Annotated in this window: 12 protein-coding genes and 3 pseudogenes; 8 read left to right on the top strand and 7 right to left on the bottom strand. The window is 73.0% G+C overall.

Translation table 11 applies throughout. The features are described 5' to 3' along the window. Positions 1 to 136: 136 nt before the first annotated feature. The gene (locus RM704_RS01390) at positions 137 to 1,864 is read left to right on the top strand and encodes a sensor histidine kinase (protein WP_311588819.1); all 1,728 of its coding nucleotides are present in this window, start codon (positions 137 to 139) and stop codon (positions 1,862 to 1,864) included. A gap of 150 nt (positions 1,865 to 2,014) precedes the next feature. After that, positions 2,015 to 3,181 carry a pentapeptide repeat-containing protein gene (locus tag RM704_RS01395; RefSeq protein WP_311589033.1) on the top strand — a complete coding sequence of 389 codons (1,167 nt, stop codon included), beginning with the start codon at positions 2,015 to 2,017 and terminating at the stop codon, positions 3,179 to 3,181. A 208-nt stretch (positions 3,182 to 3,389) separates the two neighbouring features. Here the strand turns inward: RM704_RS01395 and RM704_RS01400 are convergent, their stop codons facing one another. Next, positions 3,390 to 3,650: a DUF1876 domain-containing protein gene (locus RM704_RS01400; RefSeq protein ID WP_311588821.1), complete on the bottom strand. Its 261-nt coding sequence runs from the start codon at positions 3,648 to 3,650 to the stop codon at positions 3,390 to 3,392. Positions 3,651 to 3,878: 228 nt separating this feature from the next. Next, the gene (locus RM704_RS01405; protein ID WP_033527742.1) at positions 3,879 to 5,225 is read right to left on the bottom strand and encodes a phosphoribosyltransferase family protein; all 1,347 of its coding nucleotides are present in this window, start codon (positions 5,223 to 5,225) and stop codon (positions 3,879 to 3,881) included. Positions 5,226 to 5,572: 347 nt separating this feature from the next. On the opposite strand from RM704_RS01405, the pseudogene RM704_RS01410 reads away from it, so the two are divergent. Both RM704_RS01410 and RM704_RS01415 read left to right on the top strand, forming a co-directional pair. After that, a pseudogene (locus RM704_RS01410) lies at positions 5,573 to 5,944 on the top strand (Acg family FMN-binding oxidoreductase); the annotation flags it as partial. Between the two features lie 394 nt (positions 5,945 to 6,338). Then, a complete protein-coding gene (locus RM704_RS01415; RefSeq protein ID WP_033527741.1) occupies positions 6,339 to 7,220 on the top strand; it encodes a universal stress protein in 882 nt (293 codons plus the stop codon). A gap of 593 nt (positions 7,221 to 7,813) precedes the next feature. On the opposite strand, the gene RM704_RS01425 is transcribed toward RM704_RS01415, so the two are convergent. Then, positions 7,814 to 8,293 carry a pyridoxamine 5'-phosphate oxidase family protein gene (locus tag RM704_RS01425; RefSeq protein WP_033527740.1) on the bottom strand — a complete coding sequence of 160 codons (480 nt, stop codon included), beginning with the start codon at positions 8,291 to 8,293 and terminating at the stop codon, positions 7,814 to 7,816. Between the two features lie 171 nt (positions 8,294 to 8,464). Then, a complete protein-coding gene (locus RM704_RS01430; RefSeq protein ID WP_438828876.1) occupies positions 8,465 to 8,908 on the bottom strand; it encodes a BON domain-containing protein in 444 nt (147 codons plus the stop codon). 454 nt (positions 8,909 to 9,362) lie between these two features. Here RM704_RS01430 and RM704_RS45420 point away from each other — a divergent pair. Next, positions 9,363 to 9,691, top strand: a pseudogene (locus RM704_RS45420) (CBS domain-containing protein); the annotation flags it as partial. 30 nt (positions 9,692 to 9,721) lie between these two features. Beyond that, a complete protein-coding gene (locus tag RM704_RS01440) occupies positions 9,722 to 10,240 on the top strand; it encodes a flavodoxin domain-containing protein (protein WP_033527739.1) in 519 nt (172 codons plus the stop codon). Between the two features lie 397 nt (positions 10,241 to 10,637). On the opposite strand, the gene RM704_RS01445 is transcribed toward RM704_RS01440, so the two are convergent. Together RM704_RS01445 and RM704_RS01450 are read right to left on the bottom strand one after the other, a co-directional pair. Continuing rightward, positions 10,638 to 11,264: a CBS domain-containing protein gene (locus RM704_RS01445; RefSeq protein ID WP_033527738.1), complete on the bottom strand. Its 627-nt coding sequence runs from the start codon at positions 11,262 to 11,264 to the stop codon at positions 10,638 to 10,640. A gap of 37 nt (positions 11,265 to 11,301) precedes the next feature. Then, on the bottom strand, positions 11,302 to 11,970 hold the full coding sequence (locus RM704_RS01450; protein WP_033527737.1) for a DUF4389 domain-containing protein: 669 nt from the start codon (positions 11,968 to 11,970) through the stop codon (positions 11,302 to 11,304). Between the two features lie 341 nt (positions 11,971 to 12,311). On the opposite strand from RM704_RS01450, the pseudogene RM704_RS01455 reads away from it, so the two are divergent. Further along, positions 12,312 to 12,470: pseudogene (locus tag RM704_RS01455) on the top strand (universal stress protein); the annotation flags it as partial. Between the two features lie 121 nt (positions 12,471 to 12,591). On the opposite strand, the gene RM704_RS01460 reads toward RM704_RS01455, so the two are convergent. Then, the gene (locus RM704_RS01460) at positions 12,592 to 12,723 is read right to left on the bottom strand and encodes a hypothetical protein (RefSeq protein ID WP_438828883.1); all 132 of its coding nucleotides are present in this window, start codon (positions 12,721 to 12,723) and stop codon (positions 12,592 to 12,594) included. A 216-nt stretch (positions 12,724 to 12,939) separates the two neighbouring features. On the opposite strand from RM704_RS01460, the gene RM704_RS01465 reads away from it, so the two are divergent. Beyond that, a complete protein-coding gene (locus RM704_RS01465) occupies positions 12,940 to 13,614 on the top strand; it encodes a CBS domain-containing protein (protein ID WP_192829669.1) in 675 nt (224 codons plus the stop codon). Positions 13,615 to 13,618: the final 4 nt, after the last annotated feature.

Raw genomic sequence — 13,618 nt, forward strand, 5'->3', positions numbered from 1 at the left:
GGCCGGACTCCTTCCAGGCCGGACCCGCGCACGACCGGATCCGCTACGGTGCCCGGTGACGGGTCGTTACCGTGGCTCAGGACAGCGGCGGAACGGGCGGCTGCCGGCAGGCTGTGGGGAATGGGGAGGGGCGCCGGTGGCACGCGTGGAGAGGGCCGGGGAAGCTCGAGTACTGCTGCCGCAGCTGAGGTTGGACGAGCTGTTGGAGGAGTTGCAGGCGCGTCTGGATGCGGCGCGGGGGACGCGGGATCGGGTGCACAGTCTGTTGGAGGCGGTGCTGTCGGTCGGGCGTGAGTTGGAGTTGGAGCAGGCGTTGCGGGGCATCGTGGAGGCGGCGGCGGTGCTGGTGGATGCGGAGTACGCGGCGTTGGGGGTGATCGGGCCGGACGGCAGGCGGTTGTCGGCGTTCCATACGGTGGGGGTGGGTGCGGAGGAGATCGCGGGGATCGGTGCGTATCCGGAGGGGGATGGGATTCTGGGTGAGTTGATCAGTCATCCGGTGCCGTTGCGTCTGGCGAAGTTGTCGGAGCATCCGTCGTCGTACGGTTTTCCGCCGAATCATCCGCCGATGAATTCGTTCCTGGGTGTGCCGATCCGGGTGCGTGAGCAGGTGTTCGGGAATCTGTATCTGACGGAGAAGCGGGGTGGGGCGCGGTTCGACGAGGAGGACGAGTCGGTTCTGTCGACGTTGGCGGTGGCGGCGGGTGTGGCGATCGACAACGCGCGGTTGTATGAGGAGTCCCGGTTGCGGGAGCGGTGGTTGCGGGCCAACGCGGAGATCACCCACAGCCTGATGTCCGGCGGCGAGCCCGCCGAGGTCCTCCAAGTGATCGCCGAACGGGCCAGGCAGATCATGGCCGCGGCCCTCGCGGTCGTCGCGGTGCCGATGGAGGGCACCGAGTCCCTCACGGTCGATCTGGCCATCGGCGAGGGAGCGACAGCGCACCGCGGGCTGGTGCTGCCCCTGGAGGGCAACCTGATCGGCCAGGCCTTCTCCGGCGCCGCTCCCGTCACCAGCGCGGACATCTCCCGTGACGACTCCGGCGTGACGGGTGCCCCGAGCCTCACCGGTCTCGGCCCCGCCGTGGCCGTTCCCATCGGATCGGGCGAGGGGACCCGGGGCATTCTGCTGCTGGCGCGCGCGGTGGGCCACACGGTGTTCACCGAGCCGGAGATCGAGCGCCTCCAGGGCTTCGCCGCGCAGGCCGCGGTCGTCATGGAGCTGGCCGAACGCCGTCGGGACGCCGAACAGATCGCGCTGCTGGAGGACCGCGACCGGATCGCCCGGGACCTGCACGACCTCGCCATCCAACGCCTCTTCGCCACCGGTATGACCCTGCAGAGCGCGGGCCGCTTCATCGAACACGCGCAGGCCTCCGAGCGAGTGCTGCGCGCGGTGGAGGATCTGGACGAGACCATCAAGATCATCAGGTCGACCATCTTCGGCCTGCGCTCACGCGAGGGCGCCACCGGTGTCGGTCTGCGGGCCCGCGTGGTGCGGGTGGTCGGCGAGGCGGCACCGGTCCTGGGCTTCGCTCCCAGCCTGCGGCTGGAGGGACTGCTGGACACCGAGGTGCCCAAGGAGGTCGCCGACCATGTGGTGGCCGTGCTCTCCGAGGCCCTGACGAACGTCGCCCGTCACGCCCAGGCGTCCCGGGCCGACGTGGTGGTGGAGACCGCCTCGGGGGAGGTGCGCCTGACGGTGTCCGACAACGGGGTGGGCATCCCCGCCGAGGGCCGCCGCAGCGGACTGCGCAACATGGCCGAGCGCGCCCGGCAACTGGGCGGCGAACTGGAGGCGACCAGCCCGCCCGGCGGCGGCACGACCCTGGTGTGGCGGGTGCCGTCGGCCCACACCCGGTAGCGGGGAGCCCCTCGGCGGGGCCCGCCACGGGTGGGCGATTGGTCTCACGGGCGAGAGTGGGCAACCCCTGTCGGGCGAGTGGGAGGGGAGGGCCGCCTCCAAGTCGTGCGTCTTGATCGTTTTTTGAGCGGCGCCTAGGCTCCCATGCCCATGGAAACGGGGGAGCCGGACCGCGGTCGCAGGCCGTGGCGCGACCGGCTGGTCAGGCATCGTGCGATCGGGGCCCTGCTGGCCGGGGCGGCGGTGCTGGCCGCCCTGGGCGCGATGCTCGTCGTCGTGCCGGGTGCGGTGGTCGACCACGACCTCGCCGGGGCGAGCGTCGCCGCGCAGGACCGGTTGAAAGCGGTGAACGACGTCCGTACGACACTTCTGCAGGCCGTGGGCGGGGTGGTCGTGCTCTTCGGCGCCTACGCCACCTGGCGGCAACTACGTGTCAGTCAGGACGGCCTGCGCGCCACCCAGGAGGGCTATGTCACCGACCGGTTCAGCACGGCCGTCGATCAGCTCGGCAGTGACAAGCTGGAGACCCGCATCGGCGGGCTCCACGCGCTGTGGCGGATCGCGGAGCACTCGGCCCGCGACCGGGAGGCCGTCATCTCCATCCAGGCCGCCTACCTGCGTACGCACCTGCCCTGGCCGCCCGCCGGACCGGAAGCTCCAACGGCGGACGTGCCCATCAACGACGTCGTGCCGCTGGAGGTGCGTGCCGCCGACGCCCAGGTGGCGCTGACCGGGCTCGGCGTATTGCTGTTGCAGCCCCGGGAGCAGTCCTGGGTCAACCTCAGCGTCACGGACCTGCGCCGGGCCGACTGCGACGGCCTGTGGCTGCACGAGGTCAACCTCGACCGGTCCTGCATGGAGGCGGCGGGCCTGTACCACGCCAACCTGACGCAGGCGTCTCTCGTCTCGGTCAACCTGCGGCACGCCGACCTCAAGACGGCGATCCTGCGCCGGGCCCGCTGCGTTCTCGCTGACCTGCGGGGCGCACGGCTGGTCGAAACGGACCTGCGTGACGCGGACTTCACCGAGGCCGACCTGCGCGAGGCGAACCTGCGCAAGGCCGACGCGGGCCGCGCTGTCTTCCGCGGCGCCGACCTGCGCCTGGCCGACTTGCGCGGCACCGACCTGAGCACGGCCGACCTTCTCCAGGCACGTCTGACCGGCGCGATGGCCAGCGAGCGCACGCGCTGGCCGGCCGGTTTCGACCACGCGGCCGCCGGCGTGGTGGTCACCGAGGATCCCGGCCCCGAACCTCCGCCACTGCTCCAGCCCTCAGGGATAACGACGCGGCACCCGCCCCTGCGGTCCATGCCGTGACCGAGGGGGCCCTGGCCGACTTCCCCAGCCGCGCCCTTGCGGTCGAGGTGTCTACGGGCGGGCGAGGGATTTGCGCACCGCCCCCGTGAGCAACCGCTCAGCCCGAAGGCGCTCCTCGGCGGGACCGGGGTGGGACGACGCCGGAGCGTAGGGAGCGAGTGGGCCCGGGCCGAGAGGGCTCGCCCGCACGCCGAACGGGCTCTTGGTGTCAGGCCTGGACAGGGCCGGTGAGTTGAACGATGTCGTCGGAGGCGACGTCGTGCAGGCGGATGGCCAGGTCCTCCAGGGCACGGCTCGCGGCGAGCTCGTCGCCTATCTCCGGGATGGGACGGTCGATCGGGTTGCGCCGGGCCACCCCCCTGCCCATGAGGCGCGAGGTGTCACGTGTGGCCAGGACGGCACGCGCGTGCGTCTCGTCTCCTTCTTCGCTGATGTAGATCTGCACGGTCCACTGCTTGGCTTCCATCATGATCACTTCCATCCGGCTTCTCGTCCTGCGCTCTCGTCCTCTGCTCCAGCCGTCTGCGTTCGCTCTTCGCTTCTCAGCGTGCGTCGGTTCCGACGGCCGGTCCAGCAAGGGGAGGCGACCGGCAGTAGGGCGGCCCGGCGCTGCGGCCGTGATCCGGTGACCGCGGACGCCGACCGCGTACCGGCCCCGGTCCCCGGCCCCGGCCCCTGGCCCCGGTCCCGACCGTGCTCAGGCCGACCGGCGGTGTCCTGCACCCGGCTGGGCGAGATGGGTGGTGAACCAGTCGCGGGCCAGTTCGGCGACCGTGGCCAGGGTCCCGGGCTCCTCGAAGAGGTGGGTCGCGCCGGGGACGACGGCGAGGCGGTGCTCACAGCGCAGCCGGTCGGCGGCCAGGCGGTTGAGGCTGAGCACCCTGGTGTCCAGACTCCCCACCACGAAGAGCGTCGGGGCCCGCACACGGCCCAGGGCCGCCGGGGTGGCCAGGTCGGGGCGCCCGCCCCGGGAGACGATCGCGCGGATGTCGGCCCCGGGCGCGCTCGCGGCCTCCAGGGCGGCCGCGGCTCCGGTGCTGGCACCGAAGTAGCTCACCGGTACTCCGGTCCCGTCGTGCAGCCAGGTGGCGGCCGCCTGCAGCCGGCCCGCCAGAAGAGCGACGTCGAAGACATTGCGGCGGTCGCCCTCCTCCTCCACCGTGAGCAGGTCGAGCAGCAGGGTGCCCAGGCCCGCCCGGTTGAGGGTGTCGGCGACATACCCGTTGCGCGGACTGTGACGTCCGCTGCCGCTGCCGTGGGCGAAGAGCACCACCGCCGGGGCCGCGTCGGGCAGCACCAGCCGGGCGGGCAGCCGTACGTGACCGGCGGGCACTTCCACCTCACCATCGCCCGGCCTCTCCGCCCGCGGACCCGCGGACGTCGCCCTGGGGGCGGGCGCCGGCGACCGAGCGGACGCGGCACGCGTGAGGAGATCGATCACCTTCGCGTCGGGGGTCTGCGTGAAGTCGCGGTACCAGGCGCCGACAGAGCCCAGGTTTCCCAGCGCTTCGAGGCAGACGACCTGGTCGGTGACTCCGCGCAGCCGGGCGACCGCCTGTGTCGATCCCACCGGGACGGCGAGAACGACCCGTGCCGCACCCTGGCTCCGCACCACCCGGCAGGCCGCCTCGGCGGTGGCGCCGGTGGCCAGCCCGTCGTCCACGACCAGCACGGTGCGACCCGCGAGGGTCACAGGGGCCCGCCCGGCGCCGTAGCGGGCCACACGCCGGTCCAGTTCCGCCCGCTCGTCCCTCTCGACACCGGCCTGTTCCTCGTCCCGTATCCCGCAGCTGTCGATCACGTCCTGGTTGAGGACCTTGACACCGTGCTCACCCAGAGCGCCGAAGGCCAGCTCCGGCTGCCACGGCACCCCCAGCTTGCGCACCACGAGCACGTCCAGTGGCGCCTTCAGTGTTCGGGCCACCTCGTACGCGACCGGAAGGCCGCCCCGAGGCAGCCCCAGGACCACGATGTCCTCGTCGCGCAGGTGTTCAAGACGTCGGGCCAGCCGGCGTCCGGCGTCCGTACGGTCGTCGAAAGGCATACGCCACCTCCTCGTGCGCCTACCGCGACGATGCGGAGGAATCGGCGGGACGGAAGGATGCCTCCTGCCGTCGTCTCCATTGCAGCGCGCCTCCTCCCGTCGCGCGAGGGGCCTTCGGCCCGGGTGAGGGTCGGACGGTCCCTCCCGGTGGCGGCGGCACCGCCGCAGACTGGGGGCGAAGCGGACACTGCGAATGTCTCGCCGGGCGGGACGCCGCACCGACACGACGGGCTCCGGGAGGCCGTGGCCACCGAGCCGCGGCCCTGAGCCGGGGCCCGGGAAGCGGCCGGGGGAGGGGCCCGCGGTCTCGGGCGGTCGACGCTCGGCGGGCGAGGAGGTGGCGATGACCGCGCCGCGGGGACGGCTGGGCCCCGCTGCGGGACTTCGCCGGCCGACGGCCGGTGGCCGACCGCGGCGGTTCGGCGGCACCGTCTTCGAGAAGAGCCCGCACCTGGCCCTGCTGTACACCGGCGGTGACGCGCCCCTCGACTGGCTGCGCGCCGGGCAGGGTCTGGAGCACGTCCTGCTGGAGGCCACCACGGCCGGACTGGCCGGCTCGCTGACCTCCCACCCGCTGGAGAACGACAACCTGCGCACACTCGCCCGAGACCCTGGTCTGCGGGCGGGGGTACGTCCAGATGGTGCTGCGCCTGGGCTATGGGCCGCACGGCCCGGCCACGCCCCGCCGAGCCGTCCGGGACGTCCTGGACATCACCTGAGCGGCCGCACGACCACCTCGCCGACGCGCCCGGGAGTGGGGGCCAGGGTGCGCACGGAGCCCGGGCGGCGCGGGCGCGGGCGTACACGCCGGTGTGGCGGGTCCGCACGTCGGCGGCCCTCGTCTCCCGTGCCGTCGGGGGAACGATCAGCATCGGCGAGTGTCTTCGCGGGAAAGCGGTGGGGTGAGGGCCGGACGGGGCGCCCCCAAGGCCGTCCGGCCCAGTGCGGGATGCGGCCGGCGGGGAGACGCTGAAGTCCGGAAGAGCGCGCCGGACCGCCGGCCGACGAGCTACGGCCGTCCGGCGCTGCCCTCACCCGTCCGTCGAACTCGGCGCTGCGTCCGGGGCCGCGCACCCGCACCCCGGACCGTGCCCGGAGAAGAGGAGAGCCGCGATGAGTGCTCCCGTCGTGGTCGGAGTGGACGGCTCGCCGTCCAGTCTGGCCGCCGTGGAGATCGCCGCGCGCGAGGCCACCCTGCGCGGCGTCGGTCTGCGGCTCGTCCATGCCTTCGGATGGCCGGGCGCCCATGTACCGTCGGGCGTGCCGCCCTGGAATCCCACCGGCGCGGGCCTGCGCGCGATGGTGGACGGCACGATGACCGAGGCGGAGCGACGGGCCCACACCGCGGCACCCGGTGTCGAGGTCACCCGTGAGGTCGTCGCGGGCGAACCGGTCCTGGTGCTGGAGATCGAGTCGCGCACCGCCGGGCTCCTGGTGGTCGGCAGTCGGGGAACGGGCACGTTCGCGACCCTGCTGCTCGGCTCCACCTCCGCGCACCTGGCCGCCCACGCGCGCTGCCCGGTCATGGTGGTGCGCGGCACCTCGGATCCGGCGGATCCCGTGCTGCTGGCGGTCGACGGCTCCCCGACGGGCGAGGGCGCAGTGCGGTTCGCCTTCGCCGAGGCCTCGGCGCGCGGTACGGACCTGGTGGCGCTGCACGTGTGGAACACCCGGACAGAACGCGTCTACGACGGCGCCGCCGATCCGCCCTTCGTGACGTACGACGAGGGCCGGCTCCGTGACGAGGAGGAGCGGGTGTTCGCCGAGGCGCTCTCGGGAATGCGCGAGAGGTATCCGGACGTGACCGTGCACCGTCGGCTGGTCCGAGGACGGGTGCGGGCCTCGGTGATCGAGGCGACCGCGCAGGCTCAGCTCCTCGTGGTCGGAGCACGCGGGAAGGGCGGCTTCGCGGGTCTGCGTCTGGGGTCGGTGAGCCATGCCGTGCTGCACCACGCGCACTGCCCCGTCGCCGTCGTCCGCTGGGCGAAGGAGTGACGGGCGCAGGAGCGACGAGCGAAGGCCCGACGGGCGGACGCACCGACGCCGCGGGCCCTCGTACGGCCCGGCTCACCGCGCGGGGCGGGAGGCCCACCGGCTGCCCCCGCACCGGATCCCCCCCGCCGGCCCCCCGCGCCGGCCCCCGCCCGGCTCGGGGCCCGGTGGCAGGATCGGGCCCGACTCAGCGGGGCAGAGGCAGCACACTCTCGTCCAGCACCTGCCCCATCGACCGGCGCGGTGAAGCAGGTCCTTCCGGGCCGTAGCCGAGACGGAGCACCATCTGGCGTGGGCGCGGCGGTCGCCCGCCGGCGGAACCAGCTGCTCGCGCAGGTCCGGCCATTCCAGGGCCTGGTGCAGCAGGGAGGCCCGCAGCCCGCGGGCGGTGGCCACCAGCAGGACGTGTTCGAGAGCCTGTCCGGCCCGCAGCCAGTCGGCCCTCCGGTCGTGGGCGCTGCACAGCACCGCGATCGACGGCCGCCTCTCGAAGGGGCGGCTGGTCAGCGCGGAGGGGTGCCGGTGGGCGCCGAAGTACCGCAGCGGGGTCCGCCACCCGTCCCTCGTTCCCTGCCGCACGGATGTCCCGGTCGGCGTCAGACGTCTGCCTCGACGCCCGTCACGTCGGCCTCGACAGCCGTGAGACGGATGCCGGTGACCAGATCCGGGCGGATGCGTACCGCGTGGTCGATGGATCCGCTCACCCAGGGCCGCAGCATCGCCTGATAACGGGCCAGTTCCTCGGGATCGGTGACCGGGCGGGCGTACCCCGTGACGACCACGCTCCAGCCGAGGTGGGTCTCCGGGTCGATGGAGTCGGCCTCGTACGCCACCACGACGCCCAGGTCGTCGGCCTCCTGGGCCCGCGCGGCGGTCAGCGCCGCGCCCTCGTGCGTACGGATGACGATGTCGCCGTCGTCCAGCACGTGGTTGACGGGGCGGACGGTGGGCAGCGCGTGCCGGGTGAAGACGATCCGCCCGAAGGACACACTGCCGAGCAGCCGCAGTGCCTCGTCGCTGTCGAGGTCGACTGACCGCCGGGGCTTGGCGGCTCCGTTGTGGTTGCTGATCGGCATCGTGATCTTCCGCGCGGGTGGGTGTGCGTGCTGAGGGGTGTGCGTGCTGACGGATTTCGGCTCGGGCGGCACTCCATGGAACGGCGGGCGTCCGGGTCGCGGTAGGGCCGTTCGGCCCGAGACCTCGGGCGAACCGGCCCCGGTCCCCGGGCGGGGACCCGTCGGGGCCGCTCAGCTCGCCGGCCGGGAGCGGCGCGACGTGCCCGGTGCCGGGTCCGCGCACGTGTCGGTGTCGTCGATCCGGTGGTCCAGGTCGGCGGAGACTTCGACCACTCCGTCGACGCCGCCGCACAGCCGCACGACGACCGACACCAGGGACCTGCGCTCGACGGTGCCACGGAGCGTGACGTGTCCGTCGACCACCCGGACGAGGATCGCGTCGGGCGCGATGCCCAGGGTGCGCGGCAGGACGTCTGCGGTGATCTCCTCGCGGATGGCGCGGTCGCCCCGCAGGAAGACGCGGAGCAGTTCGGCCCGGCTGACCAGCCCGACCAGCCGGTCGGCCGCGTCGACGACCGGCAGCTGCTTGACCCGGTGCCGCTCCATGACCTGGGCGGCCTCCACGGTCGAGACCGGCAGGAGCGGGTTCGCGTACGGCGCCGTTCGGGCTGCCACCGACCGCCCGCCGAGCGGGCCGGGCCACCATCGCCGTAGCGGGTCCATCCTCCGCTCGCTCCCCGACCCCGAGGGCCGACCGAACCTCCCACTCCGCCGGGAGCAGCAGGACGAGGACGTCGGCCGATGCCGGGGTGCCATGGCGTCCGGGCCGTCGGACTCGTCCGGTCAGGGCCGACCGGCCCCATACACGCCCCCGGTCAGCCCATGGGACCACCTCCCGGTCCGCCGGATGCTCGAAGTGTCACCGGCCCGGAGGAGAACCTGCCATGACGGACGACCTGCTCAGCCGCCCCCCTGTTCACGCCCCGCTCGTGGACGGCACGACCGTGCGCATCCGGGCCGTGCAGTGAGGCGATCGACCCAAATGCAAGGACTCTACGAGGAGATGTCCCCGGAGAATCCGCGGCTGCGGTTCTTCGCGGCGAGCCGGCGTTCGGCCCGGCTGGCGCCCGCCCGGACCATGGCCAAGCACCGAGTGAACGGCTGCCCGTCGTGGACGAGGAGGAGCGCCTCGTCGGCATCGTGCCCCGGCGCGACCTGCTCCAGGTCTTCCTGCGGCCGACGACGAGATCCGCGACATCCTGATCCGGGAAGTGCTGGAGCGCAGACGCAAGAGCGAGACGGAGATCGCCGTCTCCAGGACCCGCCAGGTCGACGGCGTGGTCGGCGTGGTCGGCGTGGTCGATGAAATCATCTGGCGACTGGACGGGCCCCCGCACCATCGAGCCCGCCGGACATGCGCTGCACGGAGTCACGGACCACTGCCTGCGCGGGCTGTGACGCGCAGGCGGTGAAAGGAGGCGTACCGCCATGACCGTCAAAGTCCTGGTCGCCTATGGGACGACCAACGGATCCACCGCCCGGATAGCCGAGGCCATCGCCGAGACGCTGACCGAAGAGGGGCTGACGGCCGAGGCCCGGCCCGCCGAATCCGTCGTCACCCTGCTGCCGTACGACGCCGTCGTGGTCGGCGCCGGGGTGTATGCCGGGCGCTGGCAGAAGAACGCTCGCCGGTTCCTGCGCCGGCACCGCCGCGAACTCCCGTCGCGCCCGCTGTGGTTGTTCAGCAGCGGCCCCCTCGACGCCTCCGCCTCCGAGCGGGACATCCCGCCCGTGCCCGGCGTCCGCAGGGCCATGATCCGCCTCGGCGCCAGGGAGCACATCACCTTCGGCGGCTGCCTGGAGAAGGGCGCCAAGGGCTTCATCGCCCACCGGATCGTGGAGTCCGGCAAGGGAGGCGACTTCCGGGACTTTCCCGCGATCGAGGCGTGGGCGGGCCGGATCGCGAAGGAACTGCGGGGGGCACCGCAGGAGGAGAGGAAGGGCTGACACCGGAGACGGGCGGGTACGGTGCGGCGGGCGGCGGGTCGCCCGCCGCACCGTGTCCGGATCGCGGGAGGCCCCCGCCGTGCCGCCGTCTCCAGCGCCCTGCCGCCTGCCGGCACCCCCGCGATCAGCACCCCGGCCAGGTGCTCGCGCACGCGTCAAGAGCCGGCCTCCTGGCCCCGTCCGACGCGGCTCCGATCGCTGGACGGGCCTCCGGGGAACGGCGAAACGATGTCCGTGTCGTACGAAGTCCCTGCTCCCGAACTGCCCACTCCCGCGCTCCCCCGGCCACGCGGCCCGGCCTTCCGTCCCGCCCGCGCCGCCACCCGCGCGGCCCTCGACCCGTGTGAGCGTCCGGACGAGGTGACGCAGCGGGCGGCTGTCCGAGGCGATGCCGCCGTCAGCGGTGCGAGAGGTCGAGACGGATGTCGACGACCCCCTCGACCGCCCGCGCGGACCGGGTCAGGACCGGTACGAGTCCCCGATCGGGCAGCGAACCGCCCAGTGTCACCACGCCCTCATCGACGGTCACCGTGATCGCCTCCGTGGCCGGGAGCGACGCGAGCACGGAGCCGCGCACCTCCTCCGCGATCTCCTCGTCGGGGCGCAGGAACACCTTGAGCAGGTCACCTCGGCTGACCACGCCCTGAAGCATCCCGAGCGCGTCGACCACCGGGAGCCTCTTGACCTTCCGGCGCGCCATGACGCGGGCGGCCTCGGCCAGCGTGGCGTCGGGGTGGACGGAGACGGCCGGCGCGTTCATCAGCTCGCCGGCGGTCACCGCGCCCGCCTTGAGACGGGCCGCGAAGTCGCCGGAGGTGTCGTCGGCGTCCCGGAACTCCTCCTTGTGCAGCAGGTCGGCCTCCGAGACCACCCCCACGACCCGGCCCTCGCCCTCCAGCACGGGCAGGGCACTGACCTTCCACTGATCGAACAGCTGGACGATCTCCTTAAAGGGTGCGTCGCGCCCCACGGCGACGACCGTATGGGTCATCACGTCGCTCACGGTGTACGGCGAGTCAGGCATCGGGGCCTCCTTCGGGTACGGACGACGGGCCCGGGGGTCATGGCAGCCTCTCCGGCTCCCTGCCGCCCTGGTCGAGCCGGAACGGTGGGTAGACGTCCGTGAGCAGCGACGTGTACGCGGCGACCCGCAGCACCCACCGGTCGAGGCCGATCACCAGATCGAAGATGCCGCGCGGATAGACGCCGGTGAAGAGCAGGGCGACCCCGGCGAAGAACGTCAGGAGCGCGATCAGCCCTCCCGAGGTCCAGGCGACCTGGACGCCGCCCGCGATGATCCCGAGCACCATGTAGTGGGGGATGGCCAGGAGCCACCACTTCACCAGGACCAGCCCTCGGGACAACTGCTCGGGGTACGCCACGTCCAGGTGTGCCGGGTAGTCCGGTACCTCGGCGAGCGTGAAGGGCGGGTAGCGGTCGGTGCCGAGGGCGCCGTACGAGTAGTAGGCCACCCGCCAGCTCCAGCGCAGCACTCCGGTGGTGAAGTCGAACAGAGGGCGTGGATAGCGGCCGGTGAACAGGATCGCGAAGAACGCCACCACGCCCACCAGCACGAACGCCACCCACAGGAAGACCAGGACGACGTAGTGGGGGAGCGCGAGCAGCCACTTCACCAGCCACAGCCAGCGGGACAACTGTGGATCACAGGTCGCGGTCAGCCGGACCGGCTGGACGGGGCTCACACTCGGCGGGACTGTTTCCGATGCCATGGTTCTCGGTCCTTTCCCAGCGGTTCTCGGTCCCCCCGGGGCACGTGCGGATCACTGCCGGGCCCCGGCCCTGCACGGGACAACAGGAGCCCTGGAGCGGACGGACCTCGGTGAGGTCCCCCGGTGGTGCCGGACGGCTCCTCGCTCCCAGCCTCGGACGGACGGAGCCCCGCTCCCAGGGCCTGTACGGGTACATGGGCGGGCCGGGCGTCCCTCGTCGGGCCCGCCCGGTCCCGAGGGCCCTCGCCCCCGTGGGGCCAGGTCTGCACGACGCCCGCCCTGACGAGTCGACCGGCACCGGCCGACGGTGACCGGTGGTCCGAAAAGGGGAGGGACACGTCATGCTTCCGCCTGTGGTCGCGGGTGTGGATGGATCCGCGCAGAGCCCGGCCGCCGCGGAGTGGGCGGCGCGCGAGGCCGCCCGCCGAGGGCGCGCCCTTCGTCCAGTACACGCCTGGAACAGGCAACCCCGCTCCTCGGAGGGCGAGGGCGAGCACGCCGCCCAGCGGTTGCTCCGCCCGGCGGGTCCTGCGCCGCGCGGAGGATCGTGTCGTGCCGGGTGCCCCGAGGTGCGACTGACCGACGAGCAGACCGAGGCCGCCTGTGCGGTGTCCCGTGGCGTCAGCTCCAGGAGTCGCCCTCGGCGAGCGCGGCCAGGGCGCTGTCGAGGCGGCGGGTGGCCTCCTCGGCGACGGGGCACAGGGCATCGAGTTCCGTCAGGGCGACCATGGTGTGCGGATCGAGCACCTGCACGGGGCGAACCCGGGCCGGGTCCGGCCGGAGGGATCAGAGGCGGCCGGTGAGCATGCCGCGCCAGTACACCGGCGGGAGCACGAACCGTGTGAACAGCCACATGTCGCGGCGTTCCCAGGGCCCGGTGATGCTGGAGAGGTACGGTCGAACGCCCTCCGAGGCACCTGACCGCCAGTGATGGCAAGCTGCTCGCCGCTCCCGAGGACCCGTGGCCCCATGCCCGACGCCCCCTACATCGTCAGCGATGTGATGACCTTCCCGGCGGTGGCCGTCCGTCGTGACACACCGTTCAAGGAGATCGTGCGGGCCATGACGGCGCGGCAGGTCAGCGCCGTGCCGGTGGTGGAGGGCGACGGTCGGGTCGTCGGTGTGGTGTCCGAGGCCGACCTGCTGCCCAAGGAGGAGTTCCGGGACCGTGACCTCACCCGGACCGAGCAGCTCCAGCGCGTGTCGGACCTCGCCAAGGCGGCCGCGTCGACCGCCGAGGAGGTCATGAGCACGCCCGCCGTCGTGGTGCGCTCGGACGTCACGCTGGGGCAGGCGGCCCGGATCATGGCGGTGCACCGGGTCAAGCGCCTGCCGGTGATCGACGACGAGGAACGGCTGCTCGGCGTCGTCAGCCGTGGTGACCTGTTGAGGGTCTTCCTGCGGTCGGACGAGGACATCGAGGAGGAAGTGCGGCGCACGGTGGTGGCCTACCTCTTCCCCGCGCTCACCCACACGATCCATGTGTCCGTGCACGACGGGGTCGTCACCCTGCGTGGAGAGGTCCGGGACCCCGCGCTGAGCTGGGTCGCCGAGCGCCTGACCCGCGCCGTGGAGGGCGTGGTGGACGTGCACGCCCGGCTCGGCGACCCGGACGCCGACCCCGGCCCGACGGAGGACGGTTGATCGG

Source organism: Streptomyces gottesmaniae, assembly GCF_031845845.1.
Taxonomy (GTDB): domain Bacteria; phylum Actinomycetota; class Actinomycetes; order Streptomycetales; family Streptomycetaceae; genus Streptomyces; species Streptomyces akebiae.

Excerpts from the sequence above, each read along its gene's own strand:
- RM704_RS01415 (WP_033527741.1), top strand. The coding sequence starts at position 6,339 with ATGAGTGCTCCCGTCGTGGTCGGAGTGGACGGCTCGCCGTCCAGTCTG.
- RM704_RS01445 (WP_033527738.1), bottom strand. The coding sequence starts at position 11,264 with ATGCCTGACTCGCCGTACACCGTGAGCGACGTGATGACCCATACGGTC.
- RM704_RS01400 (WP_311588821.1), bottom strand. The coding sequence starts at position 3,650 with ATGATGGAAGCCAAGCAGTGGACCGTGCAGATCTACATCAGCGAAGAA.
- RM704_RS01395 (WP_311589033.1), top strand. The coding sequence starts at position 2,015 with ATGGAAACGGGGGAGCCGGACCGCGGTCGCAGGCCGTGGCGCGACCGG.
- RM704_RS01440 (WP_033527739.1), top strand. The coding sequence starts at position 9,722 with ATGACCGTCAAAGTCCTGGTCGCCTATGGGACGACCAACGGATCCACC.
- RM704_RS01425 (WP_033527740.1), bottom strand. The coding sequence starts at position 8,293 with ATGCCGATCAGCAACCACAACGGAGCCGCCAAGCCCCGGCGGTCAGTC.
- RM704_RS01465 (WP_192829669.1), top strand. The coding sequence starts at position 12,940 with ATGCCCGACGCCCCCTACATCGTCAGCGATGTGATGACCTTCCCGGCG.
- RM704_RS01405 (WP_033527742.1), bottom strand. The coding sequence starts at position 5,225 with ATGCCTTTCGACGACCGTACGGACGCCGGACGCCGGCTGGCCCGACGT.
- RM704_RS01450 (WP_033527737.1), bottom strand. The coding sequence starts at position 11,970 with ATGGCATCGGAAACAGTCCCGCCGAGTGTGAGCCCCGTCCAGCCGGTC.